The organism is Rhodanobacter sp. MP1X3 (assembly GCF_014207165.1).
Lineage (GTDB): Bacteria > Pseudomonadota > Gammaproteobacteria > Xanthomonadales > Rhodanobacteraceae > Rhodanobacter.
On the sequence record NZ_JACHCO010000001.1, the window covers coordinates 628,107 to 651,209 of the forward strand.

Genomic DNA, 23,103 nt, shown 5'->3' on the forward strand with positions numbered 1-23,103 from the left:
GTGTCTCTTTATGCTCGACGCGGTGCTCAATTTCCTCAACAACGGTGTCACCAGCGCAAGCTGGGGCTCGATGCTGATTTATCTGCTGGTCGCGACCCAGATCACCATTTTCACGGTGACGCTGTATCTGCACCGCAGCCAGACGCACCGTGGCGTGGATTTTCATCCGGCGCTGGCGCATTTCTTCCGATTCTGGGGTTGGATCAGCACCGGCATGGTGACCCGTGAGTGGGTGGCTGTGCATCGCAAGCACCACGCCAAGGTCGAGACGGTTGACGATCCGCACAGCCCGATGATCTACGGCATCAAGAAGGTGTTCTGGGACGGCGTGTCGTTGTACCGCGACGCCTGCGAGTCCAAGGCCGACATGGAGCAGTATGGCCGTGGCACGCCGGACGACTGGGTCGAGAACCACGTTTATGGCGCCCATCCGTATTGGGGCCCGACCCTGATGCTGCTGATCAATCTGGCGCTGTTTGGTGTCATTGGTGCGGCCATCTGGGCCGTTCAGATGATCTGGATCCCGTTCTGGGCCGCCGGTTTCGTCAACGGCATCGGCCACTGGTGGGGTTACCGCAACTTCGAGAGTGCTGACACGGCTCGCAACCTGATCCCTTGGGCGTTCTGGATCGGCGGCGAAGAGCTACACAACAATCACCATGCGTTCCCCAGCTCGGCCAAATTTGCCCTGCGCAAGTGGGAGTTCGACATCGGCTGGGCGGCCATTTGCGGCTTGCGTGCGATCGGCCTGGCCAAGGTGTTGCGCGTGGCACCGTCCTTGGACGTACGTCCCAACGTGCCGCTGCCCGATGCCGACACGCTGAAAGCCGTGCTGACCCACCGTTTCCAGGCGATGACCGACTTTTACCGCGGCGTGATCGTCCCGACCATCGGCGAAGAAGCGCAACATGCCGGTGAAACCCTCAAGGCCGTGCCACGTCGCCTGCGCCGCGCACTGGCCGATGGCGGGCGCTGGCTCGACAACGAAGGTCGCGATCATCTGCAGGCGGCGCTGGCCAAGCGCCCGACGCTGAGCACCGTCTATGACTTCCGCAATCGCCTCGCGGCATTGATGGAACAGCGTGGTGCCGAACAGGCCCTGCACGGGCTGCAGCAGTGGATTCACGAAGCCGAAGAAAGCGGCATACAGACATTGCAGAGCTTCGCGCAGCGCCTGAAGGGATACGCGGTCGCCGCACACTGATCGCATCCTGTGATTTCGTGCCAAAAACACCCGCCTATCGGCGGGTGTTTTTTATTGTGAGGATGAGGGCAAGCCTGACGGCAGGAAATAGGAAATCATCGGTGCTGACACGGTCTTTTCGATGGGGGAAACATGACTTTGCGAGTTGTGCTGATGGCTGCGGACTGGATGCGCTGGCCCTGAGTCAGTCGAGGAAGCGTCCCGCGTAGATGGGATCCGGCAGGCGGCACTGCGGACGCCTGCCAAATAGTCGGTATCGATGACGCGCAATCCATCGATACGCGGGGTCGCGCAGAAGACGCGGCACGGCTCGCAGCAGCCACGCGACGAAGCGCCAGCCGCGGCCAAATCCCGTGAGCACCCGAATGATCGCGTCAGTGTCGGTGTGGCCGAGTCCATCCTGCGCCAGCAGAAATGACGATGGATCATCTGCCGAAAGGCCATGCGCCTGTAGCAGGGCGCGGCCGTATTCACCCTGCATCGCAGCGAGCCGGTAACGCCCGGCGTGATCGTGGCGCAGCACGAAGTCCACCCAGCGGCTGCACAGCAGGCAGACGCCGTCGAACACGATGACCGGCGAACCCTCAGCGACCATCAACAATCTCCAACCAGCCGCGATACGCCACCAACCGACCGACCAGGGGCAGGCGGGTGTCGACATGAAATACATAGCGGCCATCCTGCACGCCGCAGTAAGCCAGCACGTCGCCGAAAAATACGCGCGGCAGCGGTACGCCGAAGATGCTTGCGCTGTGCAGCTGCCAGGCGATTACGTCACCCTGGCGCTGCAGCGCGAAATAGAGCGTCAACGCGCCGAATCGTTCGCCGAACAGTGCGGTATTCGCTACTCGGTCGAGTACCGTACGCATCTGGCCGGAGGCAAAGCGGCGGGTCCAGATCTCGCGGCCGGCGTGGCGCTCGATGTTCACTTCAAGTGGCTGCTGCAGGCCCGGTTCGGGCAGACCGAGCTTTCGGCGCAGGCAGCGCGCGACCAAGTGCGTCGAACCTTCCACATCGGCGACTCCTCGCGCCAGCACGTGGCCGCTGCCGCCATGCATGCGTTGCAGGGGCGGAGCCTGAGGCCAATCATCGCCCAGCAGATCGGGGAACAGGGCGTGCGGGTAGGTCATTCCAACATGATGCAAGCACGGGTCATGCGCCAGCAAGCACTCAAAAAAGAAAACCCGCCACGAGGGCGGGTTTCTATCGCGAGTTTGAGTCGCTGCTACCGGGAGGCTAGCGCTTGCGTGCGATCAATTACTTGATCTTGCCTTCCTTGTAGATCACGTGCTTGCGCACGACGGGATCGTATTTCTTGAACTCGAACTTTTCCGGTGTGTTCTTCTTGTTCTTCTGCGTGGTGTAGAAGTGGCCGGTGCCGGCCGAAGAGATCATGCGGATCTTGTCTTGTGTCTTGTTAGCCATGGCTCAATCCTCAGACCTTGTCGCCGCGGGCGCGCATGTCGGCAATCACGGCTTCGATGCCGTTCTTGTCGATGGTGCGCAGGGCATTGTTGGAAACGCGCAGCTTGATCCAGCGATTCTCGCTGGCAACCCAGAAGCGGCGTTCGTGCAGGTTGGGCAACCAGCGACGGCGGGTACGGTTGTTCGCATGCGAGACATTGTTGCCGGTCTGCACACCTTTACCGGTGACTTGACATACACGGGCCATGACGACCTCCTAAGATTGGGTTTCAAAGCCGAGGCGTGTTGCCAAGGTTCGATAAAACCACTGGTTTACCACCCGTTAGCCAGGGCGATATCGGCCCAGCGGCGCTGAGCGCCACGCGATGCTGGAGAGTGTTTCCAACGCAATGATCGTGAGGCCCGCACCGCGTGGCGGACTCCCCGATGTTCCGGGTCGACATAGGCTAGCCGCGTATTCTTGCAGAAAAACAGGGGTGTGCGCAATGTGCGGAGCTTCGCCGCCGGTATTCCAGCGTGCGCGGCGAAGGGATGTATGGAACAATCGACCTCTTTTTTGATCAAATCTTGATTGAATCAAGCCTGATTCAATCAAGCCTTACCTAGTCAAGCGACACCATACCGAACCGAGGGAATTCCGATGGCAGCAATTATCACCAACGGCCAGGCCAATGGCCAAGCCGACCAGCCGCAGCTGGTGGTGCAGAAGATCTATGTGAAGGATGTTTCCTTCGAAGTGCCAAACGCACCGCAGATCTTTCAGGACGTCAACGAAAACGACCAGCCACAGGTGCAGCTCAACCTCGGTCAGAAAGTCACCGATATGGGTAACGACCAGTACGAAGTGGTGCTCAGCCTCACGCTGACCTGCACCGTGGGCCAGCGCACGGCGTATCTGGCCGAAGTGGAGCAGGCAGGCTTGTTCGGCATTGCCGGCTTCAACGAGATGGACCAGGCAGGCATCATCGGCAGCTACTGTCCGAACCTGCTGTTTCCGTACGCTCGCCAGACGATCTCCTCGCTGGTGCTGGAGGGTGGTTTCCCGCCGTTCCTGCTGCAACCGATCAATTTCGATGCATTGTTCGCCGAACAACAGCGTCGCATGATGGGTGGTGATGAGGTTCCGGCCACACTCAACAGCTGAGTGCTCGACATGGTTGAACGTTCGACTCTGGCGGTGCTGGGTGCCGGTTCCTGGGGTACGGCGCTCGCCGCGCTGACGGCACGCAACGGTGTGCCGACAACGCTATGGGGGCGCGACCCGCAGGCGCTGGCGGCAATGGCTGAAAGCCGATGCAACCAGCGCTATCTGCCGGATATCGAACTACCCGCACAGCTTCATTACGAAAGCGATCTGGCGACCGCTGTGCGCGGCGCCAGCATTGTGCTGATCGTGGTGCCCAGCCATGCATTTGCATCGATGCTGGTCGAACTGGCGCCGCTGCTCGACGCCAAGACAGCGATTGCCTGGGCGACCAAGGGCTTTGAGCCGGGTACCGGGCGATTCCTGCACGAACTGGTGGCGCAGCAGTTACCGGGCCGACCGGCGGCCGTGGTTACGGGCCCCTCGTTCGCGCGCGAAGTGGCGGCAGGTTTGCCCAGCGCCGTCACCGTGCATTCGGAAAATGCGGCATTCGCTCAAACCGTGGCCAATTTGCTGCATGCGCCCAACCTGCGTGCGTATTCGGGCGGCGACCTGCTGGGCGCCGAGCTGGGTGGGGCGATGAAAAACGTGCTGGCCGTCGCCACCGGTATTGCCGACGGCATGGAGTTGGGCTTGAACGCACGTGCCGGCCTGATCACCCGCGGCATGAACGAGATGCTGCGCCTCGGCGTTGCGCTGGGTGCGCGGCCGGAAACGCTGATTGGGCTGTCAGGTCTCGGCGATCTTGTGCTCACCTGCACAGGCGATCTCTCGCGCAACCGCCGGCTCGGTCTGGCGCTGGGGCGTGGTGTTGCGATCGATGAAGCGGTGCGACAGATCGGTCAGGTGGTGGAAAGCGTACTGACCGCCGACGAAGTCGCCCGGTTGGCTGACAAGCATGGTCTGGATTTGCCGATCAGTGCCGGTGTGCGTGCGGTGTTGCACGGTGAAGTCACGCCGGTCAACGGGCTTCGGTCGCTGATGGCGCGCGAACAGAAGCCGGAGTATCCGCGAGGCTTGTTCGGCACGGACTGAGCAGCCCGACTGACGCTTTGCAACGTCAGTTTACAAAGACCTCTGCAAGACGACGGTTGCAAGCGTCCCGGCACTGCTAAGCTCAGTGTTTTGGTTATCGCCGCGGACCGCATGCGCATGCAGCAACCGGACGAGAAAGAGCAGGCCGCCGCACTTGCTGTTGGCGATGAGGAAACGCTGCCGCTGGCATGGCGGCGGCTATTGGCCGCGCCGAAGTCGGCAGCGACCGAGGATCACGGTGTACTCGGTTTCTTTCTGGAGGTGATGCCCGAGGAGGGCGCCATCTACGCGCGCATCGACGTAGCGCCGGTCCTTCTCTCGCAAGTCGAGCACGGCCGCTATGCGCGGCCGGTGCCGCTGGACAGCAAGCATCTTTCGCAATTGCCGCTGCAGCCGCACGAGCAGCGGCTTGCCACTACCGTGCTCGGCTTGCCGCAAAGCCTGCGCAAGAGCCGCAGCTATGCGCGGCTCAGTGGCCACGTCGGCGATACGCTGCTAGCCGAAGTACTCGACACGGCGCCCTGTTTCCTCGGCGGTCTGGCCGGGCTGCGTCTGTCGCGCGGCAAGTCGCATCCGCTCAACTGGCACTGGCTGATGGAGGCCGACGGCAGCCAGCGATTGCTGCCGCAATTGTCGAATAGCCAGCGCCTGCTGCGCATCGACAGCCTGTGGTATCTGGATGCCGAGCGCGCCACGCTGGGCCTGCTCGATGCGGCCGCGGAAGAAACCCGTTGGCTGGAACTGCCGCCGCTCAAGCATGAACACGGCAAGCACTTGCGCAGTCGTCTGCCGAATAGCCGGCTGGCCACGCGCGTGCCGCTGCCGCAGGTGTTTGGCGAACTGCGCCGCTCGCAGCTGGCGCCCAAGCCGGTGCTGACCTTGCATGCACTGACACGCCACGCGCGGCTGGCCGCCGGCACGCCGCCGTTGGGTTATGCGCGACTGGCGTTCGACTACGCTGGCGAGCGGCTGCCCGGTCGCGGCGGCGAGCCGCTGGTGCGGCGCGTGCGTAACGGTCAGCTGGTCGAGATCACCCGCCGACGCGCCGACGAACTGTCCGCGATGGAGCAGCTTGAACATGCCGGACTCACCCCCGGCGTGGACACCGAAGGCCTGCCGTGGGACGTGGCCGATACCTTGCCCGACGACGCATGGCTGTTCCCCGGCACCGGTTACGCTGGCGCGCTGGAGGTCAACACGCCGGCACGTTGGCTGGCTTTGCGACCCAAGCTCGAGCAGGAAAACTTCCAGGTCGAATACGCGCCGAGTTTCCCGTTCGAGGTGCTGGAAGGTCCGGTGCGCTGGTATGGCCACGCGGTGGAAGACACCGACGATCACGCCTTCGATCTGGAAATCGGCATCGAGCTGGATGGCCAGCGGCACAACCTGTTGCCTGCCGTGGCGCAGGCGTTGACCGAAAACCAGCTGAGCTTGCGCCCTGCGCCTAACGAGCCGGACGATGCGGTCTGGTACGCGCCAGTCGACGCACGCCGGCGCGTTCCGGTGCGTCTGAAAGAGTTGCGCGGCCTGCTGGCACCGCTGGCCGAATACCTCGAAAAGCCGCGCAAGAAACTTCACTTGCCGCGTGTGCAGGCGGGGCGGCTGGAAGAGCTTGTCGAAGCCATGCCCGGCGGCAGCGCACTGGAGGCCTCCGAGTCGCTGCGCGGGTTCGCTGCGCGCCTGCGCCATGCCGCCGACCGTGCCAGCGACGTTGTCCCTGATGGCCTCTCGGTCGAGCTGCGACCGTATCAGCGCGAAGGTCTGCGCTGGTTGAACGCGCTGGCCGAGGCCGGCGTCGGCGGTGTGCTGGCTGATGACATGGGTCTGGGCAAGACGCTGCAATTGATCACGCATCTGCTGTCGCTGAAGCAGGGCGGTGTATTGAGCCAGCCAGCGCTGATCGTGGTGCCGACCAGTCTGATCCCGAACTGGCAATCGGAGATCGCCCGTTTCGCACCGATGTTGGAAGTGCTGACCCTGCATGGGCCGCAACGTGCCGAGGAATTCGCCCAGCTCGGCTCGCAGGACATCGTGCTGACCAGCTATGCGCTGCTGCCGCGCGACGTGATTCCGCTGCGCAAACAGCCGTTCGCACTGATTGTGCTGGATGAGGCGCAGCAGGTAAAAAATCCGCGCACGCAGGCGCGTCGCGCGCTGCTCAGTCTGCGCACATCTCGCTATGTTTGCCTCACCGGCACGCCGTTGGAGAATCATCTCGGCGAGTTGTGGTCGCAAGTTGATCTGGCCGTGCCCGGCCTGCTCGGTGACGAGAGTGCGTTTCGCCGTTTCTACCGCGTGCCGATCGAAAAGCAGCATGACGAGGAATGCCAGCAGCGGCTGAACCTGCGACTCGCGCCTTTCATTCTTCGCCGCACCAAGGCGCAGGTCGCGCAGGAGTTGCCGCCGAAAACCGAGATCACCCGCCGGGTGGTGCTGGAAGGCCGCCAGCGGGATCTCTACGAAGGCCTGCGGCTGTCACTGGCCGAAGAGCTGCGCGAGGTCATCGCCCAGCGCGGCATCGCGCACTCGGGCATCGTGGTGCTGGATGCGCTGCTCAAGCTGCGCCAAGTCTGCTGCGATCCGCGTCTGGTGAAACTCGAAGTGGCGCGCGGCGTGCACGAGTCGGCCAAATTCGAAATGCTGATGGAAATGCTGCCCGCGCTGCTCGACGAAGGCCGCAAGGTGCTGCTGTTCTCGCAGTTCACCGGCATGCTGAAACTCATCGCCGCCGAACTCGATCGCCGACGCATCCGCTACGTCACGCTCACCGGCGAAACGCGCGATCGCGCCGAGCCGGTGCAGCGCTTCCAGAACGGCGAGGTGCCGTTGTTCCTGTTGTCACTGAAGGCCGGTGGCGTTGGCCTCAACCTCACTGCTGCCGATACCGTGATCCATTACGATCCGTGGTGGAACCCGGCGGCCGAAGCGCAGGCCAGTGACCGCGCCCATCGCATCGGCCAGGACAAACCGGTTTTCGTGTTCCGCCTGATCACCAGCGGCACCGTCGAAGAGCGCATCGAAGAACTGAAAGCGCGCAAGGCCGAACTCGCCGCCGCGGTGCTGGAAGGTGGCGGCAGCCGCGAGAAGCTCAGCTTCGATCAGGGCGATCTGGATGCGCTGCTGGCACCGGGTTAGCTTCTGATTTTCTGAGCGCAGCCGTTTGATCAATTGATCAAACGGAATCAATCGCGCGAAGCGATCTCGTCGATATTGCGCAGCATGTCGGCGGGGTCTTCGTAGACGCGGAACGCGCCGGCCTGTTGCAGTTCGGCAACGCCGTAGCCGCCGGAGAGCAGGCCGACGCCCAGTGCGCGGGCACGCTGGGCCGCGAGCATGTCCCAGACACTGTCGCCGATCACCAGCGCGTTGCGGATGTCCACGCCAAGCCGAGCGGCGGCGGCGATGAACAAGTCGGGGTCGGGTTTCGCGTGGCGTACCTGATCGCGCGTGACCACCGGAATCTTCGATGGATCGACGCCCAGCGCCGTCAGATTGTGACGCGCGGTTTCCATGCGTCCGCTGGTGGCAATCGCCCAAGGAAATTTATTTGCCGTAAGAAAATCCAGCAACTCGCGTGCACCAGGCAGTGGCCGCACCGCATCAGCCGCGGCGAGACGTCCGTAGGCGGCGGCGTGGTTGTGACGCAGGCGCAGCAGCGTCTCTTCGCTCATGGCGATGCCGGTCTCGCGCAGCAGCATGTTGAGAAACAGGCCGCCGCTCATGCCGATGCGGCGGTGGATGCGCCACACCGAAATCGGCACGCCTTCGGCATCCAGCGACTCCTTCCAAGCCAGCACATGCTGATAGACGCTATCGACGAGGGTGCCGTCGAGATCGAACAGGAAGGCGGTTTTATCGAGCGACATGGCTACTCCGGCGACGCTGAAAATCACTCGTTGATTATGTCAGGCCGGATGTGACGAGCGTGCCGAGGATCGCGACGGCTACAACACGCCGCGAGCACGGAGAAATCCTAGTCGTGACGATTCAGCAGCGAGCCGCCCGACTCCACGATGGCCAATGCCGCCGCGCCGACAAGGCCCGGCTCGGGATTCATGATCGCCTGCGTCGGCACCTGTTCCATCGTGTCGCGGAAACGGCCCTTGGCCTCGAAGCGCTCACGGAAGCGACCACGCTCCATCCACGGCAGCAGGATCGGCACCAGGCCGCCGGTGAGGTATACGCCGTCCCAAGCACCCAGCGTCAGCACCAGATCGCCGGCGACGCTGCCGAAGATGCCGGCAAACGTTTCCACCACCTGCACGCACAGCGGATCGCTGTTGTCGTTGGCGCGTGCGCTGATGTCTTCGGGCTTCAGTGGCTCGGGTATCTTGCCGGCGATTTCGCACAGTACGTCGTAAAGATTGACCAGGCCGTTGCCGCAGATCAGCCGTTCATTGGAGACGCGGCCATAGCGCTGGTTCAGGCGCTTGAGAATCTCGATGTCCTCGGGGCTGTGCGCGGCAAAACCGGCGTGGCCGCCTTCGGTCTGCAATACGCTGCACTTGCCCTGGCGAATCAGCAGTCCGCCGACGCCAAGTCCGGTGCCGGGGCCAACGATCACGAACGTCTGCTCGTCTTGCGTGCCCGGTTTGGGCAGCGGTAGTGCGCCCACCGGCACGAGGTCCTTCGGTTGCAGCAGCATCACGGCCATGCTTTGCGCGGCAAAATCGTTGACCAGATGCACCGACTCCATCGCCAGCTCGGCCTGCAGTTTTGGCGCTGAGATGGCCCACGGATTATTGGTGATCTGCACCGTCTCGCCGTCGCTGATGCGACCTGCCGCGGCGATCAGAGCGCGTTTGGCCTGCAGTCCGGTGTCGGTGAAATATTGCCGAATCGCGTCGGCCAGCGAAGCGAAGTGGTTGACGTGGTAACGCCGTACTGAATCCATCTGCAGCGGCGTAACCGCGTTCGGGTCGGATAGCGCAAATCGCACATTGGTGCCGCCGAGGTCGGCGAGCAGGGTCGGGGCAGAAACACGCATCAGAACTCCGTTCGGTACAGCGGGAAACGCCAAGCCTGCCGGGAATGCTCGCCATCGTCCAGCATTGCGGTAATTCGCGCCGTGTGCGAGGTGGCGTTTAACGGTTACGCCGCCCCGCAGATTCTCCTATTTATGCCCACCCGCGGCGCTCGTCGCCTTGTGCTTGCCGTGGTGCGGTGGCGTCGATGCGGTGCCACCCGCGGCGCGGCGCAGGGCCGCCAGCAGGGCCTCGCCGTTCGGGCTGCCCAGCCCGGTGCAGGCGTCCCAGCCGACGCCCGCCTGGAAGTCGCCATTATTGCCCTCCGTGATATCGCGGAAAGCGGCGCTGCCGATCTGATACAGCACGGCATGGCCGTCGCCCAGCGTTCTGCCGAGCGACTGGTTTATCCGTGCCACCAGCGCAGCCCACAGCGGTGCGACGGCGCTGGTACCGCCGTAGACGTCATCCTTGCCGTCCACACGTACCTGGTAGCCGGTCAGCGGATCGGCATCGCCCGAGACATCCGGTACGCCGCGCCCCTTGAAGCTGGCTGCGCCCACAGGCACCTTGGCCGACGCCTGCCAGGCAGGCAGGGCATACACCGCGCTGACCCCGCCACCGGTCGCGCCGTTGCCGGTCGCTGTCTCGTTCCACACGACTTCACTACTGATTGTGCTGCTGTTCGCGGTGAGTTTGGTACCACCGCAGGCCAGCGCGCTCGGACTGGATGAAGGGAAGTCCACATGAGGCTTGCCGTCGCTCTCGCCATCGGTGAAGCCGGCGTCGCCAGCGGCCACGGTGACGGTAATGCCGAGCGCAACGGCGTCCTGCAGTGCCGACTCCAGTGCATCGCGACCTTGCGGCGCCCAGCTGTCCTCCGGGCCACCCCAGCTGATCGACATCACCGTGGGTTTGTTGGTGGTGTCATGCGCGGCCTGCGCAATGGCATTGTAAAAACCCTGATCCGTATTGGTGGTGAAGTACACGATCAGCTTCGCGCCAGGCGCCAATGCGCCAGCGATTTCGATATCCAGCATGACTTCGCCATCGGCATCGCCACCCGGCGTATTGCTGCCACCGTCGACCGACACGCTGGTCACTGTCGGCCCCTTGATGCCCAGTCCGGCGAAATACGTGTCGAGGTCCGCCTGTAGGTAGCCGCCGCCCAGCTCGATAATCGCGATGGTCTGTCCGGTGCCATCCGTACCCGCGGGAAACTGGTACAGCTCACCCAGCTGCAACGGGGTGAAGCTGTTGATGGGCTGGGTGAGCGGTTTGCGAAAATGCGCGGTGGCGACCGGCCGCTTGTCCAGGCCGAGTACCGCGATGATCGCGGGGTCCGGCAGTTTGGGCTCCTGCGCACAGCCGATGAAGTGGGCACCGCCGGCGCCCATCGCGTATTGCCCCAACTCCACGCCAAAGGCATCCTTCATGCTCTGTACCGAGCCGCTCAGGTGCAGCGTGCGGCGATCCATGTGGCAATCCAGTTCGCGCATGCCGTGTTTTCGACTGAAGGCGCGCACCCGCTCGACATCCGACGGATCGGCGCCGTGATGCTCGGCATAGTCCGTACGCGCCATCGTGGCCTGTGGCCACGCTACCGTCGGCGGCGCGTTGCGATGCCGAAACACCAGCGTGACGTCGACGGTAGCGTTCGGATCGTGCGGCCCGATGTAGTGGACGCTGGCTGGCAGGCTGGTGCGGGCGGAAGTGTTCATGGACTTACCTCGTAGCAATTGCTGGTCAATGGATGGATGCGTCGAGCATGCGCAAGACTGCGCTCATGCGGCGAGATGCACGACACGTTCGTGATCCGACGTTCAGCGCGGGGTGAGGTCTGTGCACGGCGCGTGTGCAGCGGCATCGGCATGCGGCTAGCGGTCGCGGAGGCCCCACGCGACGATCTGGCATAAAATGACTCTCGTATTCAAAAGTCAGGATCTGCGATGAGCTTTCCCGCCATCCGCATGCGTCGCATGCGCCACGACGCTTTCTCCCGTGCGCTGATGCGTGAGCACACCTTGCATACCAGTGACCTGATCATGGTCGCCTTCGTGATCGAGGGCGAAAATCGCCGCGTGGCCGTGCCGTCGATGCCGGGCGTCGAGCGATTGTCGATCGACCTGCTGCTGGAGCTGGCCGGCGAGTGCGTGCGGCTCGGCATTCCTGCACTGGCGTTGTTTCCCATCACCGATGCGCCGAAAACCGAAGACGCGGCCGAAGCGTGGAACCCGGATGGCCTGATGCAGCGCGCTACCCGCGCGCTGAAGACGAAATATCCCGAGCTCGGTCTGATCGGCGACGTGGCGCTCGACCCGTACACCGCGCACGGACAGGACGGTCTGATCGACGAACACGGCTATGTGGTCAACGAGGCCACCGTCGAAGCGCTGATCAAGATGTCACTGGCTCAGGCCGAAGCCGGGATGGATTTCGTCGCGCCGTCGGACATGATGGACGGCCGCATCGGCGCCATCCGCGATGCGCTGGAAGAGGCCGGCCATATCCATACGCGCATCCTCGCCTATTCGGCGAAATATGCCTCGGCGTTTTATGGCCCATTCCGCGACGCCGTTGGCTCATCGGCCAACCTCGGCAAGGGCAACAAGCACACCTATCAGATGGATGTCGCCAACAGCGACGAGGCCTTGCGCGAAGTCGAACTGGATATCCAGGAAGGCGCCGACGCCGTGATGGTCAAGCCCGGCCTGCCGTATCTCGACATCGTGCGCCGCGTAAAAGACACGTTTGGCGTGCCGACGTTCGTCTATCAGGTCAGCGGCGAGTACGCGATGCTGAAAGCTGCCTCGCAGAATGGGTGGCTGGATGAGAAAGCTGTGGTGCTGGAGTCGCTTACCGCGATGAAGCGGGCGGGGGCGGATGCGATCCTTACTTATTTTGCGATGGATGCGGCGCGGTGGTTGCGCGGGGAGTAAGGCTTAACCTATTTCGTAATGGCCGACACACTTAGCGAACACTGGTGGACAGAGTAGTCGGTACCGAAAAGATTGAGGTCGCGGTCCATACCCTGTCGGCGATTTTGTATCTGGGAAACGACAGTGCGATAAGAAGGAAGATATGACCAAGAGAAAGAAGCTGACCTTCTGGGGAGCCGATGAAAACGATGACAGTCTTCCGCGCAGTGTCATGGATGGTCGTAAGACAGTCACAGCCGACACGGTCGCGGATTACTACAAACCGTATGGCGAATACGGCGACGGCAGTTATGCACCTGGCGACGTCATTGAAGTTTATGATTTGAAGCACCGGCTTCGCTGCATCATCAAGGCAACTAAGGTCTACACAATCGAGTTCGGCAACATTCCGGAAGAAGTCTGGCGCGGAGAAACGTTTTCCAGCGCGGAGGAATTTCGGGAGTGTCATATTCGTTGCCTACCGCATTTGGATCTGCATGACCGCTTCGAGCTGGTGACACTGCATTTTGAACTGGTCGAGGTAATTGCGCGGGAAGTCGTCAACTGAATGTTTCTAGCGTGACATCGGGTGTAGGTTCAGCGCGTAGGTTGGGTTGAGCTCGCGACCGTGGAGGCAGGATGCCGAAACGAACATTCGCGTAGCGAATGGCCCGAAGGGCGGCTCGCTGAGGCGAGTCGTCAACCCAACGTGTTCGGAGCCTGATGTTGGGCATCGCTTCGCTCAGCCCAACCTACGCGGATACGGTTGGTTGAAATCGCTCAGCACCAACGAAGCGCTATACCGCAACGGACCGGCACGCTGGGCGTGACGAAACAAACCCCGCGCCGCGCGATACCATGCGCAGCCGGAATCGATATTGCGTGAGTCGCGCATCCGCCTCAAATGCGCACGAACGCCAGATTCGCTCTGCCTTCATCTCGCGATCCACCACTCGAGTTTGCTTGCCATGACACCCACGCGTCTTGAAATCGCCCGGCCCGATGACTGGCATCTGCATCTTCGTGATGGCGATGCGTTGGCCTCAGTGATTGCCCACACTGCGCAGCGATTTGCTCGCGCCATTGTGATGCCCAACCTGAAGCCGCCGGTGACGACGGTCGCCCTCGCCGAGGACTATCGTCGACGGATTCTGGCAAGCCTGCCTGCGGGCTTGTCCTTCGAGCCGCTAATGACGCTGTACCTCACGGAGAGCACGCCGGTAGAAGAGATCCGCCGGGCCAAGGACAGCGATAGCGTCTTTGCGGTCAAGTATTACCCGGCGGGTGCCACCACCAATTCGCAGTCCGGTGTGCGCGAGCTGTCGCGCGTGTATCCCGTGCTCGAAGCGATGGAGCGGCACGAGCTGCCTTTGCTGCTGCATGGCGAGGTCACCGATCCGGACATCGACATCTTCGATCGCGAACGGGTTTTTATCGAGCGCCATCTGCTGCCGCTGCAGGCCAGGTTTCCGGCGCTGCGCATGGTGCTCGAACACATCACGACCCGCGACGCGGTCGATTTCGTCCGAGGGGCCCCGGCGAATGTGGCGGCCACGATCACCGCGCATCATCTGCTGCTGAATCGGAACGCACTGTTCGAAGGCGGCATCCGCCCACACAACTACTGCGCGCCGATCCTCAAGCGGGAGACGCATCGCGCAGCCCTGCTGCAGGCGGCGACCAGCGGTGACACGCATTTTTTTCTCGGCACCGACAGCGCGCCGCATCCGCGTGAAGCGAAAGAGTCGGACTGCGGGTGCGCTGGACTCTATACGGCCCATGCAGCCCTGGAGCTCTATGCCGAAGCGTTCGAGCAGGCCGGGCAGCTGGATCGGCTCGAAGCCTTTGCCAGCTTCCATGGCCCGGACTTCTACCGTTTACCGCGCAACCAGGATTGCATCGCGCTCGAACGCAAGTCGTGGATCGTGCCGGACGAATATCCCCTGGCTGGATCCACCTGCAAGCCCATGCGCGCTGGCGAGTCTGTGGCGTGGTCGCTGGTGGAGTCGCTGCCTTCCTGATCGGACTGATGCGGAGTCCTTCCGCGCATGGATGGGAAGGTGCACATTCCTTTTAGATCATTGCTGCAGCGCTTAGGTTGGAAACCCAGCCTACCTTTCTAGCAGATGAGTCCGGTGCTCAGCGCGTAAACGGCGTCCTGCAAGCCGAGATCGCATGCTTCGCGAACCGTTGTCTTTGCGGTGCAGTCCCAAGTGGAAACGGGTACCCGTTGGCTGGGTTGCCAGTAGGTTCGCCCAGCGAAGAGAAATAACCTGGGAAGTTGTGGATAGTGACGGGTAAGCAGCACCAGCGTTTTCGACTTTTCATCCACGGATTGCTGTGGAATCGGTGCGTTATCGGTGTAACCGCCATCGATGGCACGACTTTTTCCGATGGTGCGCGATGACATGATGGGTGGCGCGGATGCCGCGGCAATCAGCAGGCTCTGGGCTTCTTCAACGCCTGCGCACTCGTTCAACACGACGAAGTCCTGGCGAAGCCCAAACATCTTCGGCAGGCGTGGATGAATGCTGTTCCACAAATATTTGTCGACGAGGTAGGCCAGCGTACCCGCGGCGATCGATCCACCCATGCCCAGTAATTTCGCAGGGCGGGTCAGGGCTACGGTCAGTCGCGACGATGAGTCGCGTATGGCATCAAATGTTGTTGTGTTGATGAAAGCCTCCAGCCATGCAGGGTAGACATGCTGGTGAGCGAACTTCAGCTTGAGCGATGACAATCCGGACCAGCTGAAGATTCGCGCATTCTCTGCGTAAAGTCGCAGACAGGTAGCGAGTGCGACATCGGAAGAGCCGGTCAGGAATGAGGCGGCGACGGCAGCACCGGCACTCGTTCCGATCAATTGCGTGGGAAGGCGCATGCCACGCTCCATCAAATGGCGCAGCGCGCCCGCTTGCCACCAGCAGCGGTTGCCGCCGCCGGCGAAAACCAGCGTTTGAACATCAGCAAAGGCGTAGCGCTGGACCTCTTCAACCTTGGGCATATCTGTTCCTTGAGGGCATCAACAAGTGCGGATGCATTGACGCGTGCAGATAATGACGACGTTGGTGTTTGGGTTTTTGACAACAGCGATTTCCAATCGCCGTCGTACTTGGGTCAGCGCGTAGTCAACCGCGGCGTACTGTTGGGCATCACTTCGCTCAGCCCAACCTACGTTGATTTGTGCCGCTGCTTTGGCTCAGTAAGCAAATTCGCGGAACACCGGATCGACGCTGCCGTTCCACGGACCGTGGAAGAGCTCCAGCTTGCGTTCGGCGGGGGTCTGGTTGGACTGCACGATTTCGATCATCGGTTCGAGGAAGATGCTTTCGTCGGCACCGTGCTGATTGAGCTTGGCACGGCGCTTGAGGCCGTGACTGGCGATCTTCAGGGCTTCTTCGGACAGGTCGCGCACGGTGCCGTTGCGGAACGGTAGTTTCAGTCCGTGCTTGGGCACGCCATCGCGTAACGCATGGCGTTCTTCCCGAGTGAAATCCTTGACCAGATCCCACGCGGCATCCAGCGCCTCGTCGTCATACAGCAGCCCGACCCACAGCGCGGGCAGGGCGCACAGCCGGTTCCACGGGCCGCCGTCGGCGCCGCGCATTTCCAGATACTGCTTGAGGCGCACTTCGGGGAACGCGGTGGTGAGGTGGTCGGCGAAGTCCTTCATGCTGGCCTTGGTGCCGGGCAGCTGTGTGAGTTCACCCACCATGAATTTCTTGAAATCCTGTCCGGCCAGGTCGATGTACTTGCCATTCTGAAAGCTGAAATACATCGGCACGTCGAGGATGTAGTCGACGTAGCGCTCGTAACCGAAACTGTCGTCGAAGACGAAATCAAGCATGCCCGTCCGATCCTTGTCGGTATCGGTCCAGATGTGCGAGCGATACGAAAGATAGCCGTTTGGACGTCCTTCCGTGAATGGTGAATCGGCAAACAGCGCGGTGGCGATCGGCTGCAGTGCCAGGCTCACACGGAATTTCTTGATCATGTCCGCCTGGCTGGAGAAATCCAGGTTCACCTGCACCGTGCAGGTGCGCGTCATCATGTCGAGGCCGAGCGAACCGACCTTGGGCATGTATTCGCGCATGATCTTGTAGCGGCCTTTCGGCATCCACGGCATTTCGTCGCGCTTCCACTTGGGCTGAAAGCCCATGCCAAGAAAGCCCAGGCCCATGCCATCGGCAATCGAACGCACTTCTTCGAGATGCGTGTTCACCTCGGTGCAGGTCTGGTGGATGGTTTCCAGCGGCGCGCCGGACAGCTCCAACTGGCCGGCCGGCTCCAGCGTGATCGAGGCCGCATCCCTTGAAAGAGCGACCGGGTTCTCACCCTCACGCGTTACATCCCAGCCGTAGCGGGTGGCGATGGTTTCCAGCAGATGCTTGATGCCGCGTTCGCCCTCGAAGGTCGGTGCGCGCAGGTCGTCGGTGCGGAAGCCGAACTTCTCGTGCTCGGTGCCGATGCGCCATGCCTCACGCGGCTTCTCGCCGGCGGCAAGGTAATCGGTCAGTTGCTGGCGATCCCGGATCGGGGTGCTCTTGACGGCACTGGGTATGGACACGGGCAAAGCCTCACTGGATGTGCGGGGAACTATGGGGGTGTCGCGTGACAACGAAAAGGGGGCGCGGACAAATAATTGCACGGGACGGTACAGATGGCACCGCCGTTTGATTTGCAACGCGCTAATCAGCCTGCATGGCGGAAGTCATCGATGGCTTTTTCAGTGGACTGGGTCGAATGCTGGGCAAGTCAATCGGGCAATCACATTGTCGGGAAGCTTTCCTCGGCGTCCCCGCTCAGCGATTGTGGAGGAGTGGTTTATTTTTTGCTCCAGCTGGCGCCTGTGGATCACGCGGTCCTCCGCACAGGCATCGGCGCCGTGATCGAGCAGTCGCTGCACGCTGGCTGTATTCCCCAGAGATACAGCCACTTCCAGCGCGTTCATTCCGTTTGCGAACGGATTCGCGTCAACATTGGCATGGTGTTGTAGCAGCACATCGAGCGTCGCCACGTCATTGCATCTGGCCGCGATAATCAACGCTGTGCCGTCGGAGCCGGCTTTGACTGGGAACCACAGCACGGCCGCTTCCTCAAAATCCGTGATGGGTTTGGGATTCGTCTGCCAATTCGGATCCTTCTTGATATCGTCGATGGCTTGATCGTGGAAGCTTTGTTTGAGGTTGGGCATCCATCCGCTGCCATCCACTGCAGCGCCGTCGTCCAGCAGGGCACCTACGATCGTGGGATTGTTGGCATAGGCTGCGATGATGAGGGCTGATTGCCGCCAGCGCACAGCATCAGCCGTTGGCATTGCGCTCAGTTGTTGACGCACCTGCGGCAGCTTGCCGTCGATCACATTCACCATCAGCGTGTTGACCGCGGGTGGTACGTCGAAGGCGCCTTGCGGTGCAAGTTTGCGCATCAGGACGGTTTGATTTTGGCAAACCAGTGGTGGCTGGAAGGGATGACTGTCATTGGCGATGGCTTGCCTGGCAAGCGACAACCCCAATGCAAGGAATGCGATACGCGAAAGCATTAGATGTTTCCTCCCTGAAGCGCTTGTCGATTCCAGCCGAAGCAGGGTGGTTCCGCAAGTGCGTACAAACAAAAAGGCCGGCATGTGCCGGCCTTTCTTGATGACGCATGAAGCAGGTCAGCGCTTCATCGAATTGAAGAACTCGTCGTTGGACTTGGTGTTCTTCATCTTGTCGAGCATGAACTCGATGGCGCTGAGTTCGTCCATCGGATGCAGCAGCTTGCGCAGGATCCAGATCTTCGCGAGCAGGTCCGGGTCGATCAGCAGGTCCTCGCGGCGGGTGCCGGAGCGGTTGATGTCGATGGCCGGGTAGACGCGCTTCTCGGAAATGCGGCGGCTCAGGTGCACTTCCATGTTGCCGGTGCCCTTGAACTCCTCGTAGATCACCTCGTCCATCTTGCTGCCGGTTTCGGTCAGCGCGGTGGCGATGATGGTGAGGCTGCCGCCTTCCTCGACGTTACGCGCGGCGCCGAAGAACCGCTTGGGCCGCTGCAGAGCGTTGGCGTCGACACCACCGGTGAGCACCTTGCCGGAGCTGGGGATCACGGTGTTGTAGGCGCGCGCCAGGCGGGTGATCGAGTCGAGCAGGATGATCACGTCCTTCTTGTGCTCGACCAGGCGCTTGGCCCGCTCGATCACCATCTCGGCGACCTGTACGTGGCGCACGGCCGGTTCGTCGAAGGTCGAGCTGATGACTTCGGCGCGCACCGTACGGGCGATCTCGGTGACTTCTTCCGGACGCTCGTCGATCAACAACATGATCAGATGCGCTTCGGGATGGTTGTACTGGATGGCCTGCGCGATGTTCTGCAGCATCATCGTTTTACCGGACTTCGGCTGCGACACGATCAGGCCGCGCTGGCCCTTGCCGATCGGCGCGATCAGATCGAGCACGCGGCCGGTGATGTCTTCGCTGGAGCCGTTGCCGCGCTCGAGCTTGAACGCCTTGCGCGGAAACAGCGGCGTCAGGTTCTCGAACAACATCTTGTTCTTCGACGCTTCCGGCGGATCGCCGTTGATGTCGTCGACGCGCAGCATGGCGAAGTAGCGCTCGCCTTCCTTCGGATGGCGCACGCGGCCGGTGATGTAGTCGCCGGTACGCAGGTTGAAGCGGCGGATCTGGCTCGGCGACACGTAGATGTCGTCCGGACCGGCCAGGTAGGACTCATCGGCCGAGCGCAGGAAGCCGAAGCCGTCCTGCAGGATTTCCAGCACGCCTTCGGCCCAGATGCCGCCGCCGGAGCGGGCATGCGCCTTGAGCACGTTGAAGATCACGTCCTGCTTGCGCGCGCGGGCCACGCCTTCGTAGACGCCCAGCGACTCGGCGAATTCCAGCAACTGGATCGCGTTCTTGCGCTTCAGCTCGGTGAGGTTGATGACGCGGTCATTGCTGCCCGGATCGGCGTTGTCGTCATCCACCGGCAGCCCGTTCGGGTTCGGCCGCGGATGGTTGCCCTGTGGACGCTGCGAACCCTGCTGCGGATTGCGCTCGTTGCGACGGCGGCGGCCGCGGGTGTCGCGATCGCGCGGGTTGTTGGGGTTGTTCGGATTATTGCCCTGGTTCGGGTTGTGCCCCGAATTCTGGCCTCCGTTCGAGCCCGTATTCGGGTTTTGCCCCTGACCGCCATTCGGCTGGCCTTGGTTCGATGGCGGCGGGTTCGACGAAGGCTGGGTGGACGACGGCTGATTCGAAGAGGGCTGCTGTGGCGAGCCCTGATTCGACGAACCCTGGTTGGCGTTGTACGGCTGCGCCTGATTGCCGTCCCGGGGAATGGCGTTCTGGCTTGGAGACTGCGCTGTATTCCCCGGCTGGGCGGAATCGTGGCCGTTGCCGTTTTGGGCGCTCGAAGGCTCGCGTGGTTCATGCGATACGCGAGGCGGTGGAGCCTGGTTGTAAGACGATGTCGCAGGCGCCGTGCTTGCCGGAGCGGAGGTTGCCGCAGGTGGCGCGGAACGTTCTGCCGCCGGTTGTGGGGCTGGTGCAGCGTGCGGCGTAGCCGATTTTTCAGCGGCGGCGGCGGCTTTCTTGGCGTTGGCCGCGGCCATTTCGGCCGCCGTGCGGCGCGGTGCGCGCTGCCGTGGCTCGGGCTTGCCTTCGGCTGCAGGCTTGGTATCGGCGCTTTTGGCGTCGTTGGCGTTTTTATTTTCGTTATCAGACACGGGCTATCCTCGCGGGGCGCCGTTGAACTACAGGAGGGGTGTTTGTGCGTCGCGCAGAAGGCGCTCGGGGACAGGACTGTCCCGACGGACTGACTGAATCTAGCACCCGTCAGGTGCCGGCGTAAAGCCTCATGCGCCTGCCTGACCCAGTCAGACAGGCGCGGTAAAGCAGATTTGCAGCGACTGGATCAGATCGCCTTGTCGATCATCTGGGTCAGCTGCCCCTTGCTGACGGCACCGATCTGGGTGGCTTCGACCTTGCCGTTCTTGAACACCATCAGGGTCGGGATGCCGCGCACGCCATAGGTTCGCGGGGTCTGCTGGTTCTGGTCGATATTGACCTTGACTACCCGCAGCTTGCCTTCGTACTGCTTGGCCAGCTCGTCCAGCATCGGCGCGATGGCCTTGCATGGGCCGCACCATTCCGCCCAGAAATCGAGCAATACGGGCGTATCGGATTTGAGCACCTGCTGTTCGAAGGCGTCGTCAGTTACATGGGTAATCAGGTCGCTCACGGGAATCTCCGAGGCTGGGGCGCGAAAAATCGCAAGAGGAATTAAATGGGGTGGCGGGCGGATAAATGCAAGGAGTGACGGCTGCAGGCTTTCATCAGCTACACTCACGTGCCCATGAAGCTAGAGTTGGGGCTGAAACAGAAGCATCGCCGAACGGGCAGGGCTTCATTCCAGCGCAACTCCGGGCACGATTCAAGGGCGGCCTTGCAAGCCGTCCGTCGGACCGCCGTCAAACCCGGCGTCGCCAGCCGCGGCGCGACCTTGCCGACTATCCGACAGTGAACCACCGCTTCGCTGCGCCTCGCGCACCCGTCCTGCACCGCCATCCGCCGATATCCGGCGATTGAAGCGGGTGCAGCGCATCACGTCGCCAAAACGGCAAGCTGCCGTTACGGCCAAGGCCCTTATTCCTCTTATGTCACAGACCGTACTCACCGATACTTTTTTCACCAACTTCGATCTTCATCCGCTGCTGCAGCAGGGTCTCGATGACAGCGGCTTCACCCGCTGCACGCCGATCCAGGAAATGACCCTGCCGCTGGCCCTGTCCGGGCGCGACGTCGCTGGCCAGGCGCAGACCGGCACCGGCAAGACCTGTGCCTTCCTGGTCGCGCTGATGAATCGCCTGCTGACCACCCCGGCCGTGGCCGAGCGCAAGGACAGCGACCCGCGCGCGCTGGTGATCGCGCCGACCCGCGAGCTGGCCATCCAGATCGACAAGGACGCCAAGGCGATCGGCCGCCATACCGGCCTGCGCACCGCGCTGATCTACGGCGGCGTCGATTACGACAAGCAGCGCCAGCAGCTGAAGGATGGCTGCGACATCATCATCGCCACGCCCGGCCGCCTGCTCGATTATCACAAGCAAAGCGTGTTCGGCCTCAACGGCGTCGAAGTGATGGTGATCGACGAAGCCGACCGCATGTTCGATCTGGGCTTCATTGCCGATGTGCGCTTCATCTTCCGCCGTCTGCCGGCGCGCGAGCAGCGCCAGGTGCTGCTGTTCTCCGCCACGCTCAGCCACCGTGTGCTGGAACTGGCCTACGAGCACATGCACAACGCCGAAAAGCTGGTGGTGGAAAGCGACAACGTCACCGCCGACAAGGTGCGTCAGCTGGTCTACTTCCCGGCCAAAGAAGAGAAGATGCCGTTACTGCTGAACCTGCTCGAGCGCACCGCCGCCGAGCGCAGCATCATTTTCGTCAACACCAAGGCCGCCGCCGAACGCATCACCGACCGCGTGAAGCGGCAGGGTTACCGCGCCGGCGCGATCTCCGGCGATGTGCCGCAGCTGAAGCGGCAGAAATTGCTGCAGCGTTTCCAGGACGGTCAGCTGGATATCCTGGTGGCCACCGACGTCGCCGCGCGCGGCCTGCACATCCCCGCCGTCAGCCACGTTTTCAACTACGACCTGCCACACGATGCCGAAGATTACGTGCACCGTATCGGCCGCACCGCTCGCCTGGGTGCCGAGGGCGATGCGATCAGCTTCGCCTGCGACCTCTACGCGATGTCGCTGCCGGATATCGAAACCTATATCGGCCAGAGCATCCCGGTCGCCAGCATGGATGCTGACCTGCTGATCATGCCCAAGCCCAAGGCGATGGATGCCGAGTTTGCCGCCAATGCCGCGGCCGACAGCGCCGAGTTCGGCGACGTGGTGCCACCGCGTCCTGGCGAGGCGCCGCGTCGTTCGCGGTCATCTGGCGGCGGTAGTCGTGATGGTGGCCGCAGCGGCGGCGGTTCGCGCTCGTCCTCTTCGTCGTCGCGTCCGCCACGCGAGCGCAAGCCCGAAGTTGCTGTGGCGCCGATTGAAGTTGCCGTCCACGCCACTGAAGGCGTGGTCGTGCCGGCCTCAACAGCATCGGCCAATCCGGCGGCTGCCGGCAGCGAGACCCGCAAGCCGCGTCGTCGCCGTGGCGGCCGTAACCGTCGCCGGGAGGGTGGTGCGGAGACTGTCGAGACGAATGGCCAAAGCAACGGCCAGGCGCCCGCCGTCGCGAAGGAAGGCAACCGCGCACCGCGCGGTGAACGTCGCCCGCCACGCGAACGCAACGGCACGGAAAGTTCTACCGGCAGCAACCGCCCGTCGCGTCAGGTTGCGGTGACTTCGGGCAAGTCGAGCAGCGATATGGCAAGCCCGAAAAAGCCCGGCCTGTTCAGTCGGCTGACCCGGTTGTTTACCGGCCGCTGAGT

At 62.4% G+C, this 23,103-nt stretch carries 21 protein-coding genes; 8 read left to right on the forward strand and 13 right to left on the reverse strand.

Going from position 1 to position 23,103, the window contains the following annotated elements:
- Nucleotides 1-10 precede the first annotated feature (10 nt).
- Nucleotides 11-1,204 carry a fatty acid desaturase gene (locus HDE79_RS02535; RefSeq protein ID WP_184600345.1) on the forward strand — a complete coding sequence of 398 codons (1,194 nt, stop codon included), beginning with the start codon at nucleotides 11-13 and terminating at the stop codon, nucleotides 1,202-1,204.
- A 184-nt stretch (nucleotides 1,205-1,388) separates the two neighbouring features.
- Here the strand turns inward: HDE79_RS02535 and HDE79_RS02540 are convergent, their stop codons facing one another.
- From HDE79_RS02540 to rpmB, 4 genes are all read right to left on the reverse strand, one after another.
- Entirely contained in the window at nucleotides 1,389-1,799 is a 411-nt protein-coding gene (locus HDE79_RS02540; RefSeq protein WP_184600346.1) for a thiol-disulfide oxidoreductase DCC family protein, read from the reverse strand.
- Nucleotides 1,789-2,334: a DUF4166 domain-containing protein gene (locus HDE79_RS02545; protein ID WP_184600347.1), complete on the reverse strand. Its 546-nt coding sequence runs from the start codon at nucleotides 2,332-2,334 to the stop codon at nucleotides 1,789-1,791. Before HDE79_RS02545 ends, HDE79_RS02540 begins: the two co-directional genes overlap by 11 nt.
- Nucleotides 2,335-2,461: 127 nt before the next feature.
- Entirely contained in the window at nucleotides 2,462-2,629 is a 168-nt protein-coding gene (gene rpmG, locus HDE79_RS02550; protein WP_072759007.1) for a 50S ribosomal protein L33, read from the reverse strand.
- A gap of 10 nt (nucleotides 2,630-2,639) precedes the next feature.
- A complete protein-coding gene (rpmB, locus tag HDE79_RS02555) occupies nucleotides 2,640-2,876 on the reverse strand; it encodes a 50S ribosomal protein L28 (RefSeq protein ID WP_184600348.1) in 237 nt (78 codons plus the stop codon).
- A gap of 393 nt (nucleotides 2,877-3,269) precedes the next feature.
- Here rpmB and secB point away from each other — a divergent pair, with 393 nt between their 5' ends.
- The 3 genes from secB (at nucleotide 3,270) to HDE79_RS02570 (ending at nucleotide 7,943) form a co-directional block, all read left to right on the forward strand.
- Nucleotides 3,270-3,773: a protein-export chaperone SecB gene (gene secB / locus HDE79_RS02560; RefSeq protein ID WP_184600349.1), complete on the forward strand. Its 504-nt coding sequence runs from the start codon at nucleotides 3,270-3,272 to the stop codon at nucleotides 3,771-3,773.
- A gap of 9 nt (nucleotides 3,774-3,782) precedes the next feature.
- On the forward strand, nucleotides 3,783-4,808 hold the full coding sequence (locus HDE79_RS02565; protein WP_184600350.1) for an NAD(P)H-dependent glycerol-3-phosphate dehydrogenase: 1,026 nt from the start codon (nucleotides 3,783-3,785) through the stop codon (nucleotides 4,806-4,808).
- Nucleotides 4,809-4,925: 117 nt separating this feature from the next.
- Nucleotides 4,926-7,943 (forward strand): DEAD/DEAH box helicase, encoded by a 3,018-nt coding sequence (locus HDE79_RS02570; RefSeq protein ID WP_184600351.1) that lies wholly within the window; start codon nucleotides 4,926-4,928, stop codon nucleotides 7,941-7,943.
- A gap of 47 nt (nucleotides 7,944-7,990) precedes the next feature.
- On the opposite strand, the gene HDE79_RS02575 is transcribed toward HDE79_RS02570, so the two are convergent.
- From HDE79_RS02575 to HDE79_RS02585, 3 genes are all read right to left on the reverse strand, one after another.
- Nucleotides 7,991-8,674 (reverse strand): HAD family hydrolase, encoded by a 684-nt coding sequence (locus HDE79_RS02575; protein WP_184600352.1) that lies wholly within the window; start codon nucleotides 8,672-8,674, stop codon nucleotides 7,991-7,993.
- A 107-nt stretch (nucleotides 8,675-8,781) separates the two neighbouring features.
- Nucleotides 8,782-9,795: a glucokinase gene (glk, locus tag HDE79_RS02580; RefSeq protein WP_184600353.1), complete on the reverse strand. Its 1,014-nt coding sequence runs from the start codon at nucleotides 9,793-9,795 to the stop codon at nucleotides 8,782-8,784.
- A gap of 126 nt (nucleotides 9,796-9,921) precedes the next feature.
- Nucleotides 9,922-11,493, reverse strand: a complete 1,572-nt coding sequence (locus HDE79_RS02585; RefSeq protein ID WP_184600354.1) for a S53 family peptidase — start codon at nucleotides 11,491-11,493, stop codon at nucleotides 9,922-9,924.
- Between the two features lie 228 nt (nucleotides 11,494-11,721).
- Between HDE79_RS02585 and hemB the strand changes: the two genes are divergently transcribed.
- The 3 genes from hemB (at nucleotide 11,722) to pyrC (ending at nucleotide 14,711) form a co-directional block, all read left to right on the forward strand.
- Nucleotides 11,722-12,711, forward strand: coding sequence for a porphobilinogen synthase (gene hemB, locus HDE79_RS02590; protein ID WP_184600355.1), 990 nt, complete (start codon nucleotides 11,722-11,724; stop codon nucleotides 12,709-12,711).
- A gap of 142 nt (nucleotides 12,712-12,853) precedes the next feature.
- Complete coding sequence (locus HDE79_RS02595) at nucleotides 12,854-13,258, forward strand: ASCH domain-containing protein (RefSeq protein ID WP_221439985.1); 405 nt, start codon at nucleotides 12,854-12,856, stop codon at nucleotides 13,256-13,258.
- A gap of 400 nt (nucleotides 13,259-13,658) precedes the next feature.
- Nucleotides 13,659-14,711, forward strand: coding sequence for a dihydroorotase (gene pyrC / locus HDE79_RS02600; RefSeq protein ID WP_184600356.1), 1,053 nt, complete (start codon nucleotides 13,659-13,661; stop codon nucleotides 14,709-14,711).
- A gap of 98 nt (nucleotides 14,712-14,809) precedes the next feature.
- On the opposite strand, the gene HDE79_RS02605 is transcribed toward pyrC, so the two are convergent.
- From HDE79_RS02605 to HDE79_RS02630, 6 genes are all read right to left on the reverse strand, one after another.
- The gene (locus HDE79_RS02605) at nucleotides 14,810-15,694 is read right to left on the reverse strand and encodes a patatin-like phospholipase family protein (RefSeq protein ID WP_184600357.1); all 885 of its coding nucleotides are present in this window, start codon (nucleotides 15,692-15,694) and stop codon (nucleotides 14,810-14,812) included.
- A gap of 195 nt (nucleotides 15,695-15,889) precedes the next feature.
- Nucleotides 15,890-17,257: a glutamate--cysteine ligase gene (locus tag HDE79_RS02610; protein WP_184600358.1), complete on the reverse strand. Its 1,368-nt coding sequence runs from the start codon at nucleotides 17,255-17,257 to the stop codon at nucleotides 15,890-15,892.
- Nucleotides 17,258-17,416: 159 nt separating this feature from the next.
- Complete coding sequence (locus HDE79_RS02615; RefSeq protein ID WP_184600359.1) at nucleotides 17,417-18,232, reverse strand: ankyrin repeat domain-containing protein; 816 nt, start codon at nucleotides 18,230-18,232, stop codon at nucleotides 17,417-17,419.
- A gap of 117 nt (nucleotides 18,233-18,349) precedes the next feature.
- A complete protein-coding gene (rho, locus tag HDE79_RS02620; RefSeq protein ID WP_184600360.1) occupies nucleotides 18,350-20,392 on the reverse strand; it encodes a transcription termination factor Rho in 2,043 nt (680 codons plus the stop codon).
- A gap of 188 nt (nucleotides 20,393-20,580) precedes the next feature.
- Entirely contained in the window at nucleotides 20,581-20,907 is a 327-nt protein-coding gene (gene trxA, locus HDE79_RS02625; RefSeq protein WP_179478156.1) for a thioredoxin TrxA, read from the reverse strand.
- A 192-nt stretch (nucleotides 20,908-21,099) separates the two neighbouring features.
- A complete protein-coding gene (locus tag HDE79_RS02630; protein ID WP_184600361.1) occupies nucleotides 21,100-21,306 on the reverse strand; it encodes a hypothetical protein in 207 nt (68 codons plus the stop codon).
- A gap of 16 nt (nucleotides 21,307-21,322) precedes the next feature.
- Here HDE79_RS02630 and HDE79_RS02635 point away from each other — a divergent pair, with 16 nt between their 5' ends.
- Nucleotides 21,323-23,101, forward strand: coding sequence for a DEAD/DEAH box helicase (locus HDE79_RS02635; RefSeq protein WP_184600362.1), 1,779 nt, complete (start codon nucleotides 21,323-21,325; stop codon nucleotides 23,099-23,101).
- Nucleotides 23,102-23,103 lie beyond the last annotated feature (2 nt).

What these genes read in the sequence shown, in the direction of transcription:
- HDE79_RS02535 (WP_184600345.1), top strand. Translation starts at nt 11, where the DNA reads ATGCTCGACGCGGTGCTCAATTTCCTCAACAACGGTGTCACCAGCGCA.
- HDE79_RS02540 (WP_184600346.1), bottom strand. Translation starts at nt 1,799, where the DNA reads ATGGTCGCTGAGGGTTCGCCGGTCATCGTGTTCGACGGCGTCTGCCTG.
- HDE79_RS02545 (WP_184600347.1), bottom strand. Translation starts at nt 2,334, where the DNA reads ATGACCTACCCGCACGCCCTGTTCCCCGATCTGCTGGGCGATGATTGG.
- rpmG (WP_072759007.1), bottom strand. Translation starts at nt 2,629, where the DNA reads ATGGCTAACAAGACACAAGACAAGATCCGCATGATCTCTTCGGCCGGC.
- rpmB (WP_184600348.1), bottom strand. Translation starts at nt 2,876, where the DNA reads ATGGCCCGTGTATGTCAAGTCACCGGTAAAGGTGTGCAGACCGGCAAC.
- secB (WP_184600349.1), top strand. Translation starts at nt 3,270, where the DNA reads ATGGCAGCAATTATCACCAACGGCCAGGCCAATGGCCAAGCCGACCAG.
- HDE79_RS02565 (WP_184600350.1), top strand. Translation starts at nt 3,783, where the DNA reads ATGGTTGAACGTTCGACTCTGGCGGTGCTGGGTGCCGGTTCCTGGGGT.
- HDE79_RS02570 (WP_184600351.1), top strand. Translation starts at nt 4,926, where the DNA reads ATGCAGCAACCGGACGAGAAAGAGCAGGCCGCCGCACTTGCTGTTGGC.
- HDE79_RS02575 (WP_184600352.1), bottom strand. Translation starts at nt 8,674, where the DNA reads ATGTCGCTCGATAAAACCGCCTTCCTGTTCGATCTCGACGGCACCCTC.
- glk (WP_184600353.1), bottom strand. Translation starts at nt 9,795, where the DNA reads ATGCGTGTTTCTGCCCCGACCCTGCTCGCCGACCTCGGCGGCACCAAT.
- HDE79_RS02585 (WP_184600354.1), bottom strand. Translation starts at nt 11,493, where the DNA reads ATGAACACTTCCGCCCGCACCAGCCTGCCAGCCAGCGTCCACTACATC.
- hemB (WP_184600355.1), top strand. Translation starts at nt 11,722, where the DNA reads ATGAGCTTTCCCGCCATCCGCATGCGTCGCATGCGCCACGACGCTTTC.
- HDE79_RS02595 (WP_221439985.1), top strand. Translation starts at nt 12,854, where the DNA reads ATGACCAAGAGAAAGAAGCTGACCTTCTGGGGAGCCGATGAAAACGAT.
- pyrC (WP_184600356.1), top strand. Translation starts at nt 13,659, where the DNA reads ATGACACCCACGCGTCTTGAAATCGCCCGGCCCGATGACTGGCATCTG.
- HDE79_RS02605 (WP_184600357.1), bottom strand. Translation starts at nt 15,694, where the DNA reads ATGCCCAAGGTTGAAGAGGTCCAGCGCTACGCCTTTGCTGATGTTCAA.
- HDE79_RS02615 (WP_184600359.1), bottom strand. Translation starts at nt 18,232, where the DNA reads ATGCTTTCGCGTATCGCATTCCTTGCATTGGGGTTGTCGCTTGCCAGG.
- HDE79_RS02635 (WP_184600362.1), top strand. Translation starts at nt 21,323, where the DNA reads ATGTCACAGACCGTACTCACCGATACTTTTTTCACCAACTTCGATCTT.